The sequence below is a fragment of the Streptomyces sp. NPDC001492 genome, from assembly GCF_053597275.1.
The window spans coordinates 18,761-39,879 of the sequence record NZ_JBSFHW010000065.1 but is presented as its reverse complement, the minus strand read 5'-3'; the positions used below and the strand labels follow the sequence as shown (position 1 = coordinate 39,879).

General features: G+C 71.7%; 13 protein-coding genes. 6 read left to right on the top strand and 7 right to left on the bottom strand.

Features of this window, described 5'->3' with window-relative positions; translation table 11 throughout:
• Positions 1-92: 92 nt before the first annotated feature.
• The 3 genes from ACWC1K_RS45950 to ACWC1K_RS45940 all read left to right on the top strand — a co-directional run bounded on the left by ACWC1K_RS45950 (position 93) and on the right by ACWC1K_RS45940 (position 5,762).
• Positions 93-2,324 (top strand): alpha-L-fucosidase, encoded by a 2,232-nt coding sequence (locus tag ACWC1K_RS45950; RefSeq protein WP_450839646.1) that lies wholly within the window; start codon positions 93-95, stop codon positions 2,322-2,324.
• Between the two features lie 168 nt (positions 2,325-2,492).
• The gene (locus ACWC1K_RS45945; protein ID WP_450839645.1) at positions 2,493-3,446 is read left to right on the top strand and encodes an expansin EXLX1 family cellulose-binding protein; all 954 of its coding nucleotides are present in this window, start codon (positions 2,493-2,495) and stop codon (positions 3,444-3,446) included.
• A gap of 303 nt (positions 3,447-3,749) precedes the next feature.
• On the top strand, positions 3,750-5,762 hold the full coding sequence (locus tag ACWC1K_RS45940; RefSeq protein ID WP_450839644.1) for a non-reducing end alpha-L-arabinofuranosidase family hydrolase: 2,013 nt from the start codon (positions 3,750-3,752) through the stop codon (positions 5,760-5,762).
• Positions 5,763-5,809: 47 nt separating this feature from the next.
• On the opposite strand, the gene ACWC1K_RS45935 is transcribed toward ACWC1K_RS45940, so the two are convergent.
• Positions 5,810-6,193 (bottom strand): VOC family protein, encoded by a 384-nt coding sequence (locus tag ACWC1K_RS45935; RefSeq protein ID WP_450839642.1) that lies wholly within the window; start codon positions 6,191-6,193, stop codon positions 5,810-5,812.
• Positions 6,194-6,381: 188 nt separating this feature from the next.
• Between ACWC1K_RS45935 and ACWC1K_RS45930 the strand changes: the two genes are divergently transcribed.
• The 3 genes from ACWC1K_RS45930 (at position 6,382) to ACWC1K_RS45920 (ending at position 12,367) form a co-directional block, all read left to right on the top strand.
• On the top strand, positions 6,382-9,732 hold the full coding sequence (locus ACWC1K_RS45930) for a BTAD domain-containing putative transcriptional regulator (protein WP_450839640.1): 3,351 nt from the start codon (positions 6,382-6,384) through the stop codon (positions 9,730-9,732).
• Between the two features lie 182 nt (positions 9,733-9,914).
• The gene (locus ACWC1K_RS45925; protein WP_450839638.1) at positions 9,915-11,702 is read left to right on the top strand and encodes a serine/threonine-protein kinase; all 1,788 of its coding nucleotides are present in this window, start codon (positions 9,915-9,917) and stop codon (positions 11,700-11,702) included.
• Positions 11,699-12,367 (top strand): hypothetical protein, encoded by a 669-nt coding sequence (locus tag ACWC1K_RS45920; RefSeq protein ID WP_450839637.1) that lies wholly within the window; start codon positions 11,699-11,701, stop codon positions 12,365-12,367. Before ACWC1K_RS45925 ends, ACWC1K_RS45920 begins: the two co-directional genes overlap by 4 nt.
• Here the strand turns inward: ACWC1K_RS45920 and ACWC1K_RS45915 are convergent.
• The 6 genes from ACWC1K_RS45915 to ACWC1K_RS45890 all read right to left on the bottom strand — a co-directional run bounded on the left by ACWC1K_RS45915 (position 12,351) and on the right by ACWC1K_RS45890 (position 21,084).
• Positions 12,351-15,758 carry a BTAD domain-containing putative transcriptional regulator gene (locus tag ACWC1K_RS45915; RefSeq protein ID WP_450839636.1) on the bottom strand — a complete coding sequence of 1,136 codons (3,408 nt, stop codon included), beginning with the start codon at positions 15,756-15,758 and terminating at the stop codon, positions 12,351-12,353. The genes ACWC1K_RS45920 and ACWC1K_RS45915 overlap by 17 nt on opposite strands.
• Positions 15,759-15,828: 70 nt before the next feature.
• Positions 15,829-17,532: a phosphoenolpyruvate--protein phosphotransferase gene (locus ACWC1K_RS45910; RefSeq protein ID WP_450839635.1), complete on the bottom strand. Its 1,704-nt coding sequence runs from the start codon at positions 17,530-17,532 to the stop codon at positions 15,829-15,831.
• Positions 17,529-18,155, bottom strand: a complete 627-nt coding sequence (gene dhaL / locus ACWC1K_RS45905) for a dihydroxyacetone kinase subunit DhaL (RefSeq protein ID WP_351483302.1) — start codon at positions 18,153-18,155, stop codon at positions 17,529-17,531. Before dhaL ends, ACWC1K_RS45910 begins: the two co-directional genes overlap by 4 nt.
• A gap of 127 nt (positions 18,156-18,282) precedes the next feature.
• On the bottom strand, positions 18,283-19,281 hold the full coding sequence (gene dhaK, locus ACWC1K_RS45900; RefSeq protein ID WP_450839633.1) for a dihydroxyacetone kinase subunit DhaK: 999 nt from the start codon (positions 19,279-19,281) through the stop codon (positions 18,283-18,285).
• Positions 19,278-20,048, bottom strand: coding sequence for an MIP/aquaporin family protein (locus tag ACWC1K_RS45895; protein WP_450839632.1), 771 nt, complete (start codon positions 20,046-20,048; stop codon positions 19,278-19,280). Before ACWC1K_RS45895 ends, dhaK begins: the two co-directional genes overlap by 4 nt.
• Before the next feature lie 256 nt (positions 20,049-20,304).
• Entirely contained in the window at positions 20,305-21,084 is a 780-nt protein-coding gene (locus ACWC1K_RS45890) for an IclR family transcriptional regulator (protein ID WP_351483299.1), read from the bottom strand.
• Between the last annotated feature and the right edge of the window lie 35 nt (positions 21,085-21,119).

Below are 21,119 nucleotides of genomic sequence, written 5' to 3'. Positions count from 1 at the left end.
GCTGGTTGACATCCCACGGAGACATGGCGGACCTTCATGCGTAACAAGCGGCCCGCTGCACCCCCTGTCCCCTTCCGAACCAGGGATGTTCCATGCCAAGTTCGCTCAGCAGACGCCACTTCCTGGCCGGCGCCACCTGCGTGGCCGCTGCCGCCGTCGCCGGAGGTGTGTTCGGCGCCGGTACCGCCCAGGCGGCGCCCAGCACGTACACGCCCGACTGGAACTCGGTCGACCAGCACCCGCCGGCACCGGAGTGGTTCCAGGACGCGAAGTTCGGGATCTACTTCCACTGGGGCGTCTTCAGCGTCCCCGCCTATGACAACGAGTGGTACCCGCGCAACATGTACCAGGCGGGCAGCAACGCCAACCAGCACCACATCGCGACCTACGGCCAGCCGTCGGCTTGGCCGTACCACAACTTCATCAACGGGGCGCAGGACCTGGCGGGCAACTTCGTGAAGTTCGCGCCGAAGCTGAAGTCGGCCGGCGGGAACTTCGACCCCAACGAGTGGGCGCAACTGTTCGTCGACGCGGGCGCCAGGTTCGCCGGCCCGGTCGCCGAGCACCATGACGGCTTCTCCATGTGGGACAGCCAGGTCAACGAGTGGAACTCGGTGAACAAGGGCCCGGGGCTGAACCTGCTGCAGCTCTTCTCCACGGCCATCCGCGCCAAGGGCCTCAAGCTGCTGGTCGCCATGCACCACGCGTACAACTTCAACGGCTACTACGAGTACGCCCCCGCCCAGACGGACCCGAGCCTGAAGAAGCTGTACGGACAGCTGGGCTCGGCCGCGGAGAACCAGCTCTGGTACGACAAGCTCAAGGAGGTCATCGACCGCGCCCAGCCCGACATCCTGTGGCAGGACTTCAAGCTGGACGCCATCGACGAGACCCAGCGCCTGAACTTCCTGTCGTACTACTACAACCAGGCGGGCAGCTGGGGCCGTGAGGTCGTCGCCACCTACAAGGACGGCCTGAACAACAAGGGCGAGGTCTTCGACTACGAGCGCGGCGGCCCGGCCGACATCACCACCCCGTACTGGCTCACCGACGACAGCATCTCCAGCTCCAGCTGGTGCTACACACAGGGCATCGGCTACTACAGCATCCAGCAGATGCTGCACTCGCTCATCGACCGGGTCAGCAAGAACGGCAACATGCTGCTGAACATCGCGCCGATGGCCGACGGCACCATCCCCCAGGCGCAGAAGGACATCCTGCTCGGTATCGGTGACCATCTGAAGCGCTTCGGTGAGTCGTTGTACGCGACCCGCGCCTGGGCGGTGTACGGCGAGGGCCCGACGAAGATGGGCGGCGGCTCGTTCACCACCCCGCACGCCGGCACGGCGCAGGACATCCGCTTCACCCGCAACAAGGCCGACAACACCCTGTACGCCACCGTCCTGGGCTGGCCGGGCAGCTCGCTGACGATCAAGACGCTCAGCTCGGACCGCATCAACCTGTCGTCACTGACCTCGGTGAAGCTCCTCGGCACCACCGCCGGCACCTACATCGACCTGCCCGCACCGGTCCAGAGCTCCTCCGGGCTCACGGTCACCCTGCCCTCCTCGGCGCCGTACAGCGCGGGCGCCTACGTCCTGAAGCTGGCCTTCTCCGGCTCGATCCCGGGGCTGCTGCCGGTCGCGGGCGCCGTCGCCTTCACGGACGTCAACTACACCGGCAACTCGGCCGTGTTCGCCGTCGGCGACTTCACCGCGGCCGACCTGAACGCGGCGGGACTGGGCGCGGACACCATCTCTTCCCTGCGGCCCTCCCCCGGCTACCAGGTGACCGGCTACTCCGGGGACAACTTCACCGGTACCTCCTGGACCTTCACCGCTGACAACCCCGATCTGCGGGTCACCGGCAACAACGACCAGATCAGCTCACTGAGGGTCCAGTTCAACCCGGCCTCGTACTTCCGGGTCACCAACGTCACCGACGGACTCGCCCTGGACAGCGGCGGCAACGTGGCCTCCGGGTCCAACCTCAAGCAGTGGACCTGGAACGGCAGTTCCAACCTCCAGTGGCAGGCGGTGGCGGTCGCGGACGGCTACTACAAGCTGGTCAACCGCACGAACGGCATGGTCGCCGACGGCTGGGGCGCCACCGCCGACGGCTCCGCGGCCCGAGAGGCCGCCTGGAACGGCGGCACCAACCAGCAGTGGAAGATCACCCACCGGGGCGGCGGCAGCTATTCGATCGCCAACCGCACCACCGGCCTGGTCCTCGACGGCGGCGGCAACGTCGCCTCGGGCTCCGTCACCAAGCAGTGGACGTACGGCAGCAGTACGAACCTGCTGTGGACCTTCACGGCCCTCTGATCCCCGGAATATGCGAGCGTCTGCGGTGGCGCACTTCTCGTGCGCTGCCGCAGCCGCCGTCCGGCCGGAAGGAACCGCGGGCGACCCACAGAAAAAGGTCGGCAACCTTTTCGCCGTCGGCGGCAACTGAGCAGTGCACCATCGGCTCCATCTTCCGAACGGACAGGTATGAAGACAGCGAGGCAGGCCGCGCGGCAGCGCAGGCACAGACGCCGGCTCATGCTGGGCAGCACGTTGGCACTGACCGCCGCGGGCGTTCTCGCCTACCTGGTCATGGGGGTCCTCCCCGGCCACGGCGCGAATGCCGGGGCTGCCGCGGGTACATCCTCCGCCACCACCCAGGTGAGCGCCTCCGGCTCGGCCGAGGCGCGCCCCGCGGCCACGTCGGCGTCACCGACCACGACCGGCACGCCGTCGCCGACGGCCGCTACGACCAGCGCTTCGGCGCGTCCGTCGGCCAAGGGCACCCCGCGCTCCCGGGGAACGAGGTCCACCACGGCAGCACCGGCAGGGCGGATCCGGCCCCACACCACCTACACCGGGGTCGCCACCGCCTACGCGGCCGGCGACGGAAACGGCGCCTGCCTGTTCGGCCCCAGCGACGACCTCATGATCGCCGCGATGAACACCACCGACTACGAGACGGCCAGGGCGTGCGGCGCGTACGTGCTCGTCCACGCGGCCAACGGCGCCTCCGTCACCGTACGGATCACCAACGAATGCCCCCTGCCCTGCGCACCCGGGCAACTCGACCTCAGCCAGCAGGCCTTCGCCAAACTCGCCGACCTCAAGGTCGGCCGGCTGTCGATCACCTGGCAGCTGGTGAGCCCCGGCACGGTCGGCACGATGTCGATCAGGTACAAGACCGGGTCCAGCCCCTACTGGTGCGGCATCCAGGTGATCGGCCACCGGAATCCGGTGGCGCGGCTCGAAGTCCGCACCTCGGGTGGCTGGCGGCAGTTGCCGCGCACCGACTACAACTACTTCATTTCCGCCGACGGCGGCGGGTGCGGCGGCTCGATCAGAGTCACGGACCTGTACGGGGAGCAGCTGACCGTCAGCGGAATCGCACTGCGGCCGGACGTCGTGCAACCGACGCGGGTCCAGTTCGCCCGGCACTGATCACGCCGGTCACCCCCTTGGCGGCATGCAACTCCCCAACTTTCGCTGTCCGTTCCGAAACTCACGGCCTCACAAATGGGGGGCGGGTCATCGAGCGTGTCGATGCTTCCGGCAGTCGGCCGGAAGCATCGACACGTGAGAGCACTCGAAAGTTTCGAAGTTGCTAACGAATCATGCGGGAAGTATTGACGAGCTTTACCGCGTCCCTAACATCCGTGGTGCTCGGCAAGTCAACTGACGTTCGGCATCCCGCACGAGAACGCTCCCCGGGATGTCATGAACGCATCAAACCTGAGGAGAAGAATGAAGCCACTGAAATGGCTCGGCCGTCGCCGAGTCCCGGTCTTAGGCCTGCTCGCCGTGGCCGCCCTGGTGACACCCGGGACCGCGGCCGGCGCACCCGCCCCCACGATCCAGGCATCCACGCTGGGCGCCCAAGCCGCCCAGTCCGGACGGTACTTCGGGACCGCCGTGGCCGCCGGGCGGCTCGGCGACGGCACGTACAGCAGGATCCTGGACCGCGAGTTCAACGCGATCACGCCCGAGAACGAGATGAAGTGGGACACCATCGAACCGTCCCGCGGCAATTTCAACTTCGGCCCCGCCGACCAGATCGTCAGCCACGCCGCCGCACACGGGCAGAGGATGCGCGGCCACACCCTGGTCTGGCACTCCCAACTGCCCGGCTGGGTCAGTTCCATCAGGGACGCGAACACCCTGCGCAGCGTGATGAACAACCACATCACGCAGGAGATGACCCACTACAAGGGCAGGATCTACGCCTGGGACGTCGTCAACGAGGCCTTCGCCGACGGCGGCAGCGGCCAGCACCGCTCCTCGGTGTTCCAGAACCTGCTCGGCGACGGCTTCATCGAGCAGGCCTTCCGCACCGCCCGGTCGGCCGACCCGGCGGCCAAGCTCTGCTACAACGACTACAGCATCGAGAACTGGAGCGACGCCAAGACCCAAGGCGTCTACCGCATGGTCCGCGACTTCAAGGCGCGCGGGGTGCCCATCGACTGCGTCGGGTTCCAGTCCCACTTCGGCACCGGCGGCCCTCCGTCGAGCTTCCAGACCACCCTGTCGAACTTCGCCGCCCTCGGCGTGGACGTGCAGATCACGGAGCTGGACATCGCGCAGGCCTCGCCGACGGCGTACGCGAACACGGTGCGCGCCTGTATGAACGTGCCGCGCTGCACCGGCATCACCGCCTGGGGCATCCGCGACAGCGACTCCTGGCGCAGCGGCGAGAACCCGCTGCTGTTCGACCGCAACGGCAACAAGAAGCCCGCGTACAACGCGACGCTGACGGCGATGGGCGGCACGCCCGCCGCCACCCGCAGCGCCGCCGAAGCCGCCGCCCTGCCCAGCCGTTACTCATGGAGCTCCAGCGGCCCGCTGATCGCACCCAAACCGGACGCCACCCACAACATCGCCGGGATCAAGGATCCGACGGTCGTCCAGTACAACGGCAAGTACCACGTGTTCGCCAGCGTCGCCAGCGCCTCCGGGTACAGCCTGGTGTACCTGAACTTCAGCGACTGGTCCCAGGCCGGTTCGGCCACGCACCACTATCTGGACCGCACCGCCATCGGCACCGGGTACCGGGCCGCGCCCCAGGTCTTCTACTACGCGCCGCAGCGCCTGTGGTACCTCGTCTACCAGACCGGCAACGCCTCGTACTCCACCAACCCCGACATCAGCAATCCCAACGGGTGGAGCGCGCCGCGCAACTTCTACTCGTCGATGCCGGACATCATCCGGCAGAACATCGGAGGCGGCTACTGGGTCGACATGTGGGTGATCTGCGACAGCGCCAACTGCTACCTGTTCTCCTCCGACGACAACGGGCACCTCTACCGCTCGCAGACGACCGTCGGCCAGTTCCCGAACGGCTTCACCAACACCGTCATCGCGGCCCAGGACTCCAACAAGTACGCCCTGTTCGAAGCGAGCAACGTGTACAAGGTGCAGGGCAGCAACCAGTACCTCCTCCTCGTCGAGGCCGTCGGCTCGGACGGCCGGCGCTACTTCCGCTCCTGGAGCGCGAGCAGCCTCGCCGGCTCGTGGTCACCCCTGGCCGCGTCCGAGAGCAATCCGTTCGCGAGGTCGAGCAACGTGGCGTTCCCCGCCGGTGCCTGGAGTCGGGACATCAGTCACGGGGAGATGATCCGCGCGGGCTACGACCAGACGCTCACCATCCCGGCCTGCAAGCTGCAGTACCTGTACCAGGGCAAGGACCCCAACGCCGGCGGTGACTACAACAGCCTGCCGTGGCGTCTGGCCCTGCTCACCCAGACCAATTCCACCTGCTGACCCCGTGGGCCCCGCCGCTCCTGCGGGGCCCATCCCCCTCGGGATCGTCAGGACGTCACGGCGGCCCGGTCGGACTCGCTGCGCAGAACGCAGAATTCGTTTCCTTCGGGATCAGCAAGGACCGCCCAGCCGGATCCATCGGGATTCCGGCGATCGGCGACAAAGGTGGCACCGAGGCCCAGCAGCCGTTCCACCTCCTGCTCACGCGAGGTCTCCGGGCGCAGACACAGATGGATCCGGTTCTTGATCGTCTTGGCTTCGGGCACCTGGTTGAAATGCAGCACCGGGCCTTCCGCCAGCAAGACCTGAACCTCCGGATCACCCGGTTTGTCCTCCGGATGCAGCGGACGGCCGGTGACCCCACTCCAGAACCGGGCCAATTCGTAGGCATCCGCACAGTCGATCGCCACGTTCTGCACCACCGAGAACATGGCTGCCAGCCTTCCCCATCCACTCTCCGGATGCCACCGGATTGTCCTCGTTCCTCTGTGGGGCGAACCTGGGCCCCGGTTCCCCTGCCGGCGGAGCCCCTGGAAGTTTCGCCGTGGTGCCGCACCATGCCCCGCTGCGGTGCCTGAACGAGCATCCAGGTGGGCGCATGCCAGGCACTATGGGGCGTATGGAGCACGCCGACGGTGAGGGACCGAGACCGGGCGTCCCGGGGCCGGAGTCCCGTGGGGCCGCCGGGCTGCGGGTCCGCGTCCTCGGTGGGTTGACCGTGACGCGCGGCGGACGGGCACTGAGCCTCGGTGGGCCCCGGCCGCGCGCGCTGTTCGTGCTGCTGGTGCTGGCTCGGGGCGCTGTGGTCACCTGCGACCGGCTGGTCGACGCCATGTGGGGCGAGGCACCGCCCGCGAGCGCGGTCGGTGCCCTCCAGGCGTACGTCTCACGGCTGCGACGGGAGCTGGAACCGGCCCGTACGACCGGTACCCGCAGCAGCGTCCTCGTGCGGGAGGGCACCGGTTACGCGATCCGTCTCGCCCCCGACGAGGTCGACGCCTGGCGGTTCGAAGCGCTGCTCGAACAGGCCGGCCGGCACGCGCCGTCGGCGACGGAGAAGGCCGGCCTGCTCAACGAGGCGCTCGCCCTCTGGACGGGACCGGCCTTCGAGGGGTTCGAGGACGCACCCTGGGCACGGGCGGAGGCGGCTCGCCTTGCGGAACTGCGTGAGGTGGTACGGGAGCGGCTTCTGGCGGCCCGTCTGGAATGCGGGGACCCTGACGAGGTCCTCGACGAGGCCGAGGAACTCGTCGCCGAACAGCCCCTGCGCGAGGAGCGCTGGTCCCTGCTGGCCCTTGCCTGCTACCGGGTCCGTGGCCGGGCCGAGGCCCTCGCGGTACTGCGACGCGCCCGCCGCACTCTTGCCGACCGGTTGGGCATTGATCCAGGTCCCGCCCTGCGCGGCGTCGAGGCCGAGGTCCTGTCCCATGCGCCGCGCCTCGCCGTGCCGGTCCCGGCTACCGCGTCGGGGATCACCTCTCCCTCCGGTCAACTCGTGGAGCGGGAACACGAGTTGGCCGAACTGCGGGACTGTCTGGCGGACGCGGTCGCGGGCCGCGGCGCACTGGTGTGTGTGCAGGGCCCCGCCGGGATCGGCCGCAGCGCACTGCTGGCGGAGGCTGCCCGGTCGGCTCGGGAGTCGGGCGTACGGGTCCACGGCGCGCGCGCTTCCTCACCCACCCACCTGCGCGAACCCTACGAGGTCGTACGCCAGTTGCTCGGCCCGGAGGTCGCCGAGCAGGGCGGTCTGCCGGCGGCCGCCGCGACCCCGGTCGCCGACGGGTCGGACGGTTTCGGCGTTCTGCACGCCCTGTACCGGCGCATCGAACGCCTGGTCACCGCCGACGACCCGGCGCGGCGGCCCCTGCTCCTCCTCGTGGACGATCTGCAGGCGTGCGACACGGCATCCCTTCGCTTCCTCGCCCATCTGCTGCCGCGCATCCAGACCCTGCCGATTCTGGTCGTCACCGCGCTGCGCACGGGAGAACTTCCCGCCCTGGACGAGAACGTGCAGGTACTGGCCGACATCGTGCAGGACCCCACGGTGGTGCACATCCGGCCGGAGCCTCTCGGCCCGGCAGGTGTCGATCGTCTCGTACGGCGACGGCTCGGCGCCCTGACGCCCGAGGAGGTCGTCCAGGCCTGCCGTCGAGTGTCGGCGGGGCTGCCGCTCCTGCTGACCCACGTGCTCGGGACCCTGGAGACCGCGGGAGAGGGAGCAGACCCGTGTGTCGTGGAGGAGGCCGGAATCCGTGCCGTCTCCGAGCTCCTGCTCGCGCGGCCGGACCGGCTGCCGCCCGCCACCGCGGATGTCGTACGGGCGATCGCGGTCCTCGGCGGCGGCGCCTCCCTACCGGCGGTCGCCGCCTTCACGGAGCTGTCCGAGCAGGAGGTGGCCACGGCGACGGCGGCCCTGGTGCGGGCCGAAGTGGTCCGGGACCAGTACCCCTTGGACTTCGTCCATCCCCTGACCGGCGAGGCCGTGCTGCGGACGGTGTCCCAGCGGGAGCGCCCGGACCTGCATGAAAGGGCGGCACGGCTGCTCGGCCGTGCCGGGGCGGCTCCGGAGCGGATCGCCGCGCATCTGCTCCTGGTCCCCTACCGGGACGACCCCTGGGTGGTCGACGTCCTGCGCACCGCGGCGGCACGCGCGCGTGCCCGCGGCGCCAACGACGCCGCCGCCACCCTGCTCACGCGGGCGCTGCTCGAACCGCCCGCGTGGGACGTCCGGCCCGAGGTGCTGCTGGAACTGGGCCGCGCCGAAGCCCTCGTCGACGGGCGGGCGGCGGCCCGGCATCTGCGGGAGGCGTACGAGAGGTCACCCTCGGCCACGGGTGCCGCCCGTCTGCTCGCGCAGACGCTGATCTACACCGGCAAGCCCGGTGAGGCGGCCGAGTTCGCGGCGCGGGCGGCGGCCCAGCTGCCGCCCGCCGGGCGCGCCGCCGCGGACGGTACGGCCGACGAGTGGCAGGGGTTGGTGGCCCTGGCCCGGCTCGGCGCCTTCGCGCACGGGCTCCACACCTCCGGCACCGACGGCACGCAGGGGAAACTGCCACGTCCCCTCGGCGACGGACCCGGTGCCCGCATGCTCGCCGCCGAGACGGCGAGGGAGGCCACCGTATGGGGACTCGACCGCGCGACGGCCGTCGCCTCCGCCCGTTTCGCGCTCACCGACCGGGTGCTGCTGCACGGCGGCGAGATCCTCTCCTGGTGCACCGCGGGCGTCGTGCTGCACCTGGCCGGCGAGGACGTGCGGCGGCTGTGGGACGAGACGCTGACGTACGCGGCTCAGCACGGGTCGCTGATCGGGGCACTCTCGGCGCACCTGTGGCAGGGGTTCACCCGGTGGCGGCACGGCGAGTTGGACCAGGCGCGCCGGTCGCTGGAGGTCGCGCTCGAACAGTTCGGCGCCTGGGGCGTCACACCCGGCGCCCCGCAGTGCCGGGCCTTCCTGACGGGGGTGCTGCTCGACCTCGGGGACATCGCAGGGGCGCGTGCCTGTCTGGAGCGGATGCGGCAGCGGAGCGCGGGTGCGGAGGGGGCGCGGTTGCACGGGGAGAGCGAGGCTCGCGTGCTGATCGCGCAGGGCCGGTACGCGCAGGCGCTCGCCGTGCTGGACGGCGTGCGGCACCTCCAGCCCGCGGTGGTGAACCCGGTGTGGTGGGACGGGGAACTGCTGCGGGTGCGGGCCCTGACCGGGCTGGGCGAGCGGGACCGGGCCGAACAGCTCGCGCGGAAGCAGTTGGTGATGGCCCGCAGGTGGGGCGCACCCGGCGCCGTCGCCCGGGTGCTGCGCTTGCTCGGTGAGGCGCGCGGGCCCGGCGGCGCGACCGAACTCCGGGAGGCGCTCGCCCTTGCGGCCGACGGTCCGGCTCGCCTGGAGCACATGCGTGCCTTGCGGTCCCTGCATGCCGTGACCTGCGGGGACAGCTCCAAGGACGGCGCCGTACGCCGGTTCCCCCCTGTGTGACCGGCGTACGGCAGACCGTCGGGAGGAGAATCCGACGCCCGACTTGCGATCGGCTTGCAAGCGGTTCGCAAGACCGATGGTGCATCGTCACATGTCCCGGAGGAAGCAGACGCATCACGAGGCAGACGCACCGCAGGAGCACGAACGGGGGCGGTCCGGGGGACGGGCCGGATGCAGAGGACATGAGCGAAGCGATACGCGGCGGGGGCCCATGGGCGGTCGCCGGCTACACGCAGATCAAGGAGCTGGGCTCGGGAGCCAGTGGGCGGGTGGTCCTGGCCACGCACGACACCACCGGCACCCATGTGGCGATCAAGTACCTCGCCGAGCAGCTCTGTGACGACCCGGCCTTCCGTGAGGTCTTCCGCGCCGAGGCCCGGCTGCTGGGCGAGCTCCGCTCCCCGCATGTCGTGGCGCTGTACGAATACGTGGAGAGTCCGCGCGGTGCCGCCATCGTCATGGAACTCGTGGACGGTGTGCCGCTGCGCAGGCTGCTGCGCGAGCACGGTGCCACGACCCCCGAGGCCGCGCTCGTCGTGCTCAAGGGGTCGCTGCTCGGCCTCGCGGCGGCCCACGCGGAAGGTGTCGTGCACCGCGACTACAAGCCGGACAATGTCCTGGTCGCCGCCGACGGTTCCTCCAAGCTGGTGGACTTCGGCATCGCCGTGCCCAGCGGGGTGGCGGCCAATGCCTCGGGCACCCCGACCTATATGGCGCCCGAGCAGTGGACCGGCGGTGCGGCCGGACCGGCCACCGACGTGTACGCGGCGACCGCGACCTTCTTCGAGTGCCTGACCGGGATGAAGCCGTACCCGGGCCAGACGCTGGCCGAGCTGGCCGTCCAGCACATCGAGGCACCGATCCCGGCCGAGCTGGCTCCCGAACCGGTGCGCCCGCTGATCCGCAGGGGCCTCGCCAAGACGCCCGAGGAGCGCCCGGAGAGCGCGGCGGCGTTCGTCGAGGAGCTCGAAGCCGTCGCGGCGGGCGCGTACGGAGAGGAGTGGGAGGAGAACGGCCGACGCGAACTCGCCGCCCTGGCTGCCCTGTTCCTCCTGCTCTTCCCGCTCTCGGACGGTACGGCCTCGGGCACGACCGCCCTGGCCACGACCACCCTCGGATCGGGCGCCCGTCGGCTGCCCGGCGGGAGGCGGAAGGTCCTGGCGGGGCTGGCGGCGGGGGTCGTGCTGGTGGTCGGCGGGGTCGCGGTGACGGCCGTCGCCACGGGTGGGGGCGGTGGGCACCGCACCACGAACGGAGCCGGGGCCGGCTCCGCCGAGGGGACCGGTCCGAGCGGGTCGTCCGACTCCCCGTACGGCAGCCCCTCGGCACCGGACGGCTCCGCGTCCCCGTCCGGAAGTGATGCGCCCTCCGCGTCGGCGTCCGCGAAGGACGCTTCGCCCAGCACCGACGGGACCTCCGGTGGGACGGGCGGCGGATCGTCGGGCACAGGAGGGACGACCTCCACGACGGGCGGCGGTACGAGCGGCACGGGCGGCGGTGGGACCACCGGCGGCAGCACCTCCGGCGGCGGAACGACCACGAGCGGTTCCTCCACCAGCGGCGGCGGGACGACGGCAGGCGGTGGTTCCACGAGCGGGGGCGGCACCTCCACGCCCCCGCCCGCCCTCGACGTCACCTCGGCGCAGATCAACGCGGTGGGCCCGACCTCGGCCACCTGCACGATCGTGGCCTCCGTCAGCGTGACGACCGACGGCGCCGCCGACGGCACGCTCTACCTCAGCTGGTACGTCAGCGACTCGGCCGGCGCCATGGGCACCGTCGTCGCCACCGACCCCGTCGCACTGCCCAAGGGGAAGACCCAGATCTCGGGCCGCTACACCCACGCCTTCCCCGTCCCGACGCGCTACGACTACCTCGGCGTCAGGATCACGACCGATCCCGCCGCCGACTCCGGCAACGGTTCCTTCCAGTCCACTGCGGCTCCCGTCGATTGCGACCCGCCCCGATGAGCACACCCTCCGAGGACCCCCGACTGCGGTTCGCCCGTACCGACCCGGCGTCCCGCCCCGGCGACCCCGACCTCACGGCCACCCTCCCGCCGACGGATCCGGCCGCGACCCTGCACCTTCCTCCCTCGGAAGCGACCGGTGCACAGACCCGTTTCGGGCCCGGCGTGCCCGGTGCGCCGGGCACGGACGACAACCGCGCGACGGGCCTCTGGCGAGGCACGGTCACCCCCGAGGTCGCGTCCGGCGTGACCGCCCGCCGCCCCCGGCCGCGGTGGCGGCGCGAACTGCGGTTCCTGCTGGTGGTGGTCGCCGTGGTCGTGGCCGTCGTACTGGCCATGCGCTCCTGCACGGCTGCCGGACCACCGCTGAAGGTGCTGGACGCCACGGTCACGGCGCCCGAGGTCGGCCACTGCGCGAAGACGGTCGTCGTCACCGGAGTCCTCAGGACGGACGGCCGTCCCGGCACCGTCGACTACCGCTGGAAGCGCAGCGACGGCACGGCGTCGGCCGTCCTCCACCAGGACGTCGGCCGCAACGTCAAGAGCTCGAAGGTCGTACTGCGCTGGAGCTTCGACGGCCACGGCAGCATGAAGGCCACCGCCACCCTCGAAGTGCTGTCGCCTGACCGGGTGACGGCCTCGACCAGCTTCAGGTACGCCTGTTAGGCCGTTCCGCGAGGCCCACGACCCCGCACTCCCCCGCGATGCTCCGCCCCCGGCGCAGCAGGGAGCCGGCCTCGTCCTCCTCGGCGTACGCGGCGAGCGCACACAGCGCGCGGGCGTACTCCAGCCGTGCCGGTCCGAGTGCCAAGAGGGCGACGGCTTCACGCAGCTGGGGCTCGCCCTCGGGTCCGCGCAGCTGTCCGACGATCCGCAGCACCCGCCCCAGCGTGCTGGGAGCTCCCCACCTCCGGGCGACCGTGAGCTGCTCCTCTGCGAGCGCCAGCGCCTCGGCTCGCCGGCCGACACCCGCGAGCGCCCGCACCCGCAGCAGCGACCAGGGCCACCACGCCGGGTTCGCCACCGGGGGCTGGAGGTGGCCCACGCCGTCGAGGGCGGCGAGCGCCTCCGCGTAGCGGCCTTCCGCGTTCAGCACGCCCGCCTCGCTCTCCCTCAGCAGCCGCTGCCCCTCGGTCCCCCGGATCCAGCCGCGCATCCGCTCCAGACAGGCACGAGCCCCCGCGGTGTCGCCGAGGTCCAGCAGGACGGCGGTCAGGAAGGTGCGACCCTGCGGGGCGCCCGGCGCGAGCCCCCAGGTCTCCGACTGTCCCACCGCGGTCTCCAGCGACTGCCGTGCCGCGTTCAGGTCCCCGTGGTGCCACTGGGTGAAGCCGCGCCACAGGTGGGTGGCGAGCACGGAGAACAGTGAGCCTCGCTCGACGGCGCGTGCCACCGCCGCGTCCCACAGCTCGCCGACCTCCTCGTCGGCGAGGTGCAGCACGATGGCGGCCGTGTACCAGAGCATCTCCTCCCCGGCGGCCTGGAGCACTCCGCCGGCGACGGCGAAGCGGGCCAGTTCGACGGCCCGGGTCCGGTTGCTGCCGTCCGAGGCCGCCTCCCGGGCGAGGTTGGCGGCGAGCATCCGCGCGCCGGGGCCCTCGCCCTCGACGACCGGGTTCTCGACGGTGCGCCACAGCCGCTGGTCCAGACCGTGCATGAAGCCGCTGATGCGCTCCAGCGCCAGCAGTCCCTGCCGTTCGTCCCTCAGCTCGGCGGACAGTTCCGCCGCCGCCCGGCGGGCGAACTCGGTGGCCTGGCCGTGGCCGCCGGCGAAGACCAGGATCCGGGCGAGCAGCAGGGCGGCGACCGCTCTGCGCGGCGGGTCGGCGAGGGTGTCGTAGGCCTGACGCAGATGGTCGACGGCGGCCGGGCCGTTGCCGAGCATCTCGGCGCGCCCGAGTTCGAGAAGGACCTCGGGGCGGCGTTCGGGGGCGGGTGGTTCGTCGAGAGCGCGGGTGAGGTGGGTGGCGGCGGCGTCGGGGGCGCCCCGGCCCACGGCCTCGCGGGCGGCCGCGCAGAGGATCTCCACCACACCCGGGTCGCCCCGGTGCGGGGCGAGCAGCAGCTGGGCCGCCGTGCGCTCCGGCGGCGCGCCCGCGGCGGACAACACCCGGGCCGCCCGCTCATGCCGCAACTGCCGTTCCCCGGGCGGCAGTTCACGGTAGACGGCCTCACCGACCAGGGGGTGCGCGAAGGCGTAGGGCCGGCCGTCGCGCAGGATCTCGGCCTGCACGAGCGGCACGATCGCCTGCGCCGCCTCCGCCTCCGACCGCTCCATGAGCGCGGCGACCTCGGCGAGCGTCGCCGCCCCGTCTCCCAGCACCGCGACGGCCTGCGCCGCCGCCCGCGCCCCTTCGGGCAGGCGGGCGATCCTGCCCAGCACCAGCCCGGACACCGCCCGTGCCCCCGTCTCGGCCACCTCCCCGCTGTGCGCGGCGTCGGGCCGTGTCCCGCGCGCGTGCAGCGCGCGCAGCAACTGCCGCAGCAGCAGCGGGTTTCCGGCGGTGGCGCGATGGCAGGCCGCCGTGAACTCCTCCTGGGGCTCCTCACCGAGCGTCCGGCGTACGAGGCCGGCGACCCCGCTCGCCGTCAACGGTGTGGGGCTGATCCGCACCACCGAGGGATCCGTCGTCAAGGCCCCCGGCAGTTCCTCGCCCGGTCGCTGCTCCCCCGTGCGCAGGGTGAGGGCGATGAGCACCGGCAGCCCTTCGAGCCGGCCCGCCAGATACGCCAGAAACCGCAGCGAACCGCTGTCGCTCCACTGCACGTCGTCCACGGCCAGCACCAGCGGCCCGCGGGCTTGCACCAGCTTCCGCGTCAGCTCGCTCAGGCCGTTGAGCACGGCGAAACTCTGCGGCTGCTGTCCCCGTACCCCTCCGAACACCGCGCCCGCCGCGACGGCGGTCCCGGCGAGGAGGGGCTCCTCCCTGCCGCTCACCACCCGCTCGAACAACTGGCGTACGACCCCGAAGCCGTAGTCCTTCTCCCGTTGGCTGCCCCTGGCGGCGAGGGTGAGGGCCCCTTCTCCGGCGGCCAGTTCGGAGACCTCCCCGAGCAGGCGGCTCTTGCCGATGCCGGCCGGGCCCTCGATGAGCACGACGCCGGGTCTGCCGTCGAGGGCCGCGCGCAGGCTGTCACGCAGCTCGGCCATCTGGAGATCGCGTTCCACGAGCGCGTCGGTGCGCGGGGCGGGGCGAGGGACGAACGCCGGCCCTGAGGCAGCGGACGTGTCGGCCGCAGGAGGAGCGGTGTGCGGTATCTGCCGGGAAGGGGCGTCCAGCACGGGCGACTGGGCGAGGATTCTGGCTTCCAGGTCGCCCAGATCCGTCCCTGGAGCACACGACCCGGCCGGCAGCAGCTTCCTCCCGCGGCGCAGGGCCTCCAGGGCGTCGGCCTGGCGGTGGGCGCGGTAGAGGGCGAGGGCGAGCAGGCTCCAGCGTTCCTCACGCAGCGGGTCCTCGGCGACCAGGGATTCGAGTTCCGGGACGAGGACGGCGTCCTCGCCGCGGGCGAGTCGGGCGGCGAGCAGACGTTCGCGGGCCAGCTCGCGCAGTTCGGTGAGGCGCACCGCCTCCGGGCGCGCCCAGGACTCGACGGCGTACTCCGCGTAGGCGGGGCCCCGCCACAGCGCGAGCCCTGACTCCAGGACGGACACCGCCTGCGCGGGTCGTCCCCGCTCCGAGTGCACCGAGGCGGACCGCAGCGCCGCCTCGAACCGCCAGGCGTCCACCGCGTCATCCGGCAGCCGCAAGGCGTATCCCGGTCCCTCGCTGACGATGACGCCGGCGCGGGCCCTCGCCTCCTGCTCCGGTTCCAGACAGCGCCTGAGGTGGGAGACATGGGCGTGCAGCGAGGCGGCGGCACTGGGTGGCGGTGTGCCGCCCCAGACCCGTTCGACCAGCCGGTCGCGGGAGACGACCGAGCCCCGGGCGACGATCAGCAGGGCGAGCACGGCACGCTGCCGCCGCCCGCCCAGCTCCAGCGGGCGCCCCCGGAATCCGGCACGGACCTCGCCGAGCACCGTCATGCGCAGTTCGTGCAGCGACACGTGGGGCATCAAACCAGAACACCGCCACACTGCTCCACAGCAGACTCACAACAAAAACACGACTTCGCCCCCTCGCAGTTCAGGGGCGTTCGTCCCACGGCAGCGACGGCTGACAGCACTGCTCGACGAGCCGCCAGACCTCTTCGGGGGTCTCGCGGGTGAGGGCGACTGCGGCCAGGGAGGCGCAGGTGTCGTGGCGCAGGCGACGGATGCGGGCCCGGACCTCGTCGAGGGCGGCGGGGCCGACAGAGAGGCCGTCGCAGCCGAGGCCGATGAGGAGGGGGGTCACCAGAGGGTGGGCGGCGGCGTCGCCGCAGACGGAGACCTGACGATCGTGGCGGTGGGCAGCGGCCACGACGCGGGCGATGGCGTCGAGTACCGCGGGGTGTGCCGCCATGGCGGGGGTGGCCGCGGGGTCGCGCCGGTCCAGGCCCAGGATCTGGCAGGTGAGGTCGTTGCTGCCGATGGAGAAGAAGGCGGCTTCCCGGGCGAGGTCGCCGACGGCGGCGACCGCTTCGGGCAGTTCCACCATGATGCCCAGGGGTGGCACCGGGACGCCCGCCTCCGTGGCCGCGGCCTCCAGGAGGCGTCGGCAGGCGCTGAGTTCGTCGACGCTCGCGACCATGGGGATCATGATGCGCAGGTCGGTGCCGGCTCCGGCGCCGAGCAGGCTGCGGAACTGGTCGGCGAAGGCGTCCGGCTGGGCGAGCATGAGGGGCAGCCCGCGCCCGAGCCGGCCGTCCTCCCGGCTCTCGGCGAGGAACGGCGGCAGTTTGTCGTCGGCGAAGTCGAGCGTGCGCGCTGTGACGACCTGCCCGGTGAGAGCGCGAAGGACGGGGACGAGGGTGCCCGCGTGCTGGTCACGGGTGGGCCAGGCGCGATGGTTGAGGAAGGGCAGCTCGGTGCGGAGCAGGCCGACACCTTCGGCCCCGGTGGCCAGGGCCGCGCGGGCCTCGGCCGGGGTGGCCACGTTGGCCCGCAGCACGATGCGGTGACGGTCGAGTGTCTCGGCGGGCAGGTCACGCTCTTCGGCGAGGGCGATCCTGCGGGTGCGGGCGGCCTCCATGACTCGTAGGGCCCTGTTGCGTTCCTCGTCGTCGGGGTGGACGACAGCGTCGGCCTGGCCGGCGTCGAGCAGGATCTCCTGACCGTCGGGCAGTTCGAGCAGTCGCGGGTCGACGGCCAGCAGGAAGGGGATGCCCAGTGAGCGGGCGACGATCGCGGCATGCGAGTTCGGGCCGCCCGTCACGGAGAGGGCGGCTGTCACGGTCCGGCCGGGTTCCAGCAGGTCGGCGGCGCCGATCTCATGGGCCACCAGGACCAGGGGCTGGTCCGGGGCGGGATCCGTGTCGCCGTGGAGGTGCGCGAGGACGCGGCGGCCGACCTGCCGTACGTCCGCGGCGCGTTCGGCGAGGGTGGGGTCGTCCAGGGCGGCGATGATTGCGGCGTAGCCGTCGACGGCCTGCCGGACGGCGACGGGTACCGGCCGCCCGTCTTTCGCCCCCTTGACGGCCTGGTCGCGCAGATCCCGGTCCTGGGCGATGTAGCTGTTGACCTCCATGATGTCGGCCTGCTCGTCCTTGCCCTGTTCGCGCAGCGAGGCCGACAGTTCGAGCAGGCGGGCAGCAACGGCGTCGAAGGCGTCCGTGATCTGTTGTGTGGGATCGCCGCCGGTGCGGTGGGGCAGTGACCCTCTCGTGAAGGGCCGGTCGGTGCGGTGGAGGACGCCGAGGGCCGTGCCGGGTGCGGCGGCCTGCCCGGTGAAGGTGTGGCGGTCGGTCACCGGGCCCCCAGCGTCTCGGCGAGGGCGCGGAAGACCAGGGCGGTGGAGGTGGCACCCGGGTCCTGGTGGCCGATGCTGCGGGCGCCGAGGTAGGAGGCGCGGCCCTTGCGGGCCTGCATCGGGGCGGTGGCGCGCATGCCCTCTTCGGCGGCGTCGGCGGCGGCCGCGGCCGCGGCGCCCAAGTCGGCCCCGGCGTCGGCCTGTTGCCGGAAGGCCGCCAGTGCGGGGGCGTAGGCGTCGATCATGGTCTTGTCGCCCGGGGCGGCCGCTCCGAGTTTCTCGATGCTCGCGAGGCCGGCGGCCAGTGCGGAGGCGAGCTGCTGCGGGTCGGCGGTGGCGGTGTCCAGGGCCTTGCCGATCGCGCGGAAGGCGCCGCCGTAGAGCGGTCCGGAGGCGCCGCCGACGGTGGAGATGAGGGTGGTGCCGGTCTTGACCAGTACGGCCCCCACGGTGTCCGGCGCGTAGTCGGCCAGGGCCTTGACGGCGGCGGAGAAGCCGCGGTGCATGTTGGTGCCGTGGTCGGCGTCGCCGATGGCCGAGTCGAGTTGGGTGAGGTGGTCCTTGTGCTGGTCCACGGCGGCTGCGATGGCCTGCACCCAGGTGCGGGCGAGGTCGGTGTCCACGGAGTCTCCGATCGGGGTCGGTACGGGGTTGGCGGGTGGTGTGGTGAGCCGGGGGCGGGGCGGTGGCGCGCGGGGTGCGGTCCGGGCGGGGCGGCCGCGGGATGGCGCGGCCCGCCCCCGGCTCGGTTCAGACGCCCCAGCGCAGAGCCGGGGTGTTCACGGGTGCGTCCCACAGGGACAGCATGTCGGCATCGGCCTTGCATACGGTCAGGGAAACACCCGCCATGTCCAGGCTGGTGACGTAGTTGCCGACGAGGTTGCGGGCGATGACCACGCCCCTGTCCGCGAGTGCGGCGGCGACCTCGTTGTAGACCACGTACAGCTCGATGAGCGGGGTGCCGCCGAGACCGTTGACCATGACGATGGTCTCGTCACCGGCGTCGAGCGGCTGGTCGCCGAGGACGGCGTCCAGGGCGGTGGCCACGATCTCCCTGGCGGGACGCAGCATCTCGCGGCGCCGTCCGGGTTCACCGTGGATGCCGACGCCGACCTCCATCTCGTCCTCGGGCAGTTCGAAGCCGGGCTTCCCGGAGGCGGGCGTGGTGCATGCGGTCAGGGCCACGGCGAAGGACCGGGAGGCGGCGTTGACCCGTTTGGCCATCTCGGCGACCGTGGCGAGGTCGGCGCCCTGCTCGGCGAGGGCCCCGGCGATCTTCTCGACGAAGACGGTGGCCCCGGTGCCCCGGCGGCCGGCCGTATAGGTGGAGTCCTGGACCGCGACGTCGTCGTCGACCAGGACGGTCTCCACTGCGATGCCTTCCTCGACGGCGAGTTCGGCGGCCATCTGGAAGTTGAGGACGTCTCCGGTGTAGTTCTTCACGATGAACACCACGCCCGCGCCGCCGTCGACGGCCTGGGCCGCGGTGAGCATCTGGCCGGGCACGGGCGAGGTGAACACCTCGCCGGCGCAGGCCGCGTCCAGCATCCCCTGTCCCACGAAGCCGCCGTGCAGGGGTTCGTGGCCCGAGCCGCCGCCGGAGACGAGGGCGACCTTGCCCGGCTTGGTGCCCGAGGCGCGGGCGATCACCCTGTTCTCCGCGTCGACCTTCAGCGCGGGGTGCGCGGCGGCGATCCCGGACAGCGCGTCGGCCAGTACCGCTTCAGGTGCGTTGATCAGCTTCTTCATGACAGGGCTCCTTCGGCGGCTGCGACGGGCTCGGGGGTCGGCTCGGCGAGGGTGGTGACGCCTCTGCGGGCGTTCAGGGCGACGTAGAGGAAACCGGCGGCGACCGCTCCCACGACCTCGGCGATCAGGTAGACGGGCAGCTGGCTCCAGTGGACCGTGCCGTTGAACAACTGGCCGACCAGCATGGGCCCGATCGTGCGGGCAGGGTTGATGGACGCGCTGGTGGCGGGCGCGACCACCATGATGACGGCGAACACGGCGAGGCCGATGGCGAGACCGGCGAACCCGCCGGCCGAACGGCGGTCGATCGCGCCGAAGACGACGAAGGCGAGGACGGCCGTGCCGAGCGCTTCCGCGAAGAAGGCCTGGCCGACGCTGACTTGAGGGCCGTAGGAGGCGATGCCCAGACCGACGGTCACGGCCTTGTGGCCGAGCACCCCGATGATCGCGAGGGCTCCCAGTACGGCGCCTGCGACCTGGGCGGCTATGTATCCGGGGACGTCCCGCCACGGCATCTTCCTCGTGGCGGCGAGCGCGAGGGTGACGGCCGGGTTGATCTGACAGCCGGAGATGTGGCCGATCGCGTAGATCATCGCGATGACGACCGTGGCGAACGCCAGCGAGATCATGCCGAGGTCGGCGAAGGTGAACGGGGCCTTGCCGTTGACGATGAGTGTTGCGGGAACCGAACCGACGCCGATGAACACCAGCATCGCGGTGCCCAGAACCTCGGCCAGCAGCTTCTGTGGGTAGGTGTTTTCTTCCATGAAAGGCGCCCAGCGCCGAACGGCGGCTCGGGCGTCTCACCTCCTCCGCGGGGAGCGGGCTGTGAAGGGAGGGGGAAGCCGGGCGGCTTTGAGCCTCCGACTGCAGATCGTTCACTATGGATGAACGTTGTTCCGGAAATTAAGCCCGCGTTTCCGGCCTGTCAAGAGGTTCGGCAGCCTCGCGCTCCATTGACGGGCAGACCGATACGAAAAAGGCCCCGCGGCGGTGCGCCGAGGGGCCTGATCAGGCGGGGGGTCAGTTCAACGTGGTGCGGGCGGCCGCGCCGCGGGGGGCTCCCAGGTCGCGGGAGAGGTTGCGGGCGGTCTCACGGACGGCGACCGCAAGCTCCTGACGTGCCGATTCGGCCAGAATCCGCTCGACGGGTCCGACGATGCCGAGAGAGCCGACCACCTCGCCGGAGCGGTCGAAGACGGGGGAGGCGATACCGGCGTCACCGATGGCGGATTCCTGGTCCTCGATCGCGTAGCCCGTCCTGAGGACCTCCTTCAGCTGCCCGGCCAGCTCCTCCGGGGCCGTGATGCTGGCACCGGTGAGCACCGCCTGCTCACCCGCGAGCAGCCGCTCACGCTCGACGGCCGGCAGGAAGGCCACGATGGCCTTGCCCAGGGCGCAGGTGCTCCACGGGATGCTGGCGCCCACCTCGAGGATCTGCACGGCGCCCTCGGGCCGGAAGGCATGGTGCACCACCAGGACGTGGTCACCGGTGAGCACGGCCACCCAGACCGCCTCGTTCGTCCGGTTCGCGAGCTGGTCCGCCCAGGTCAGCGAGCGGGTGCGCAGCTCCTGGGTGTCCAGGTAGGCATTGCCGAGCTGCACCAGTTCCGGGCCGAGCTGGTACTTCGAACTGTCCCGGTCCTGCACCACAAGACCCTCGGCCTCCAGCGTGCGCAACAGCGCGTGCACGGTCGGCTTGGCCACGCCCAGGCGGTCGGCCAGCTCCGTCACCCCGAGCCGCGGACCGGTGGACGCGAGCTCCCGCAGTATCTGCACCGCTCGCTGCACGGCCTGCACCATCGAAAAATTCTCCTCGGTTCACTATTGCTGAACGC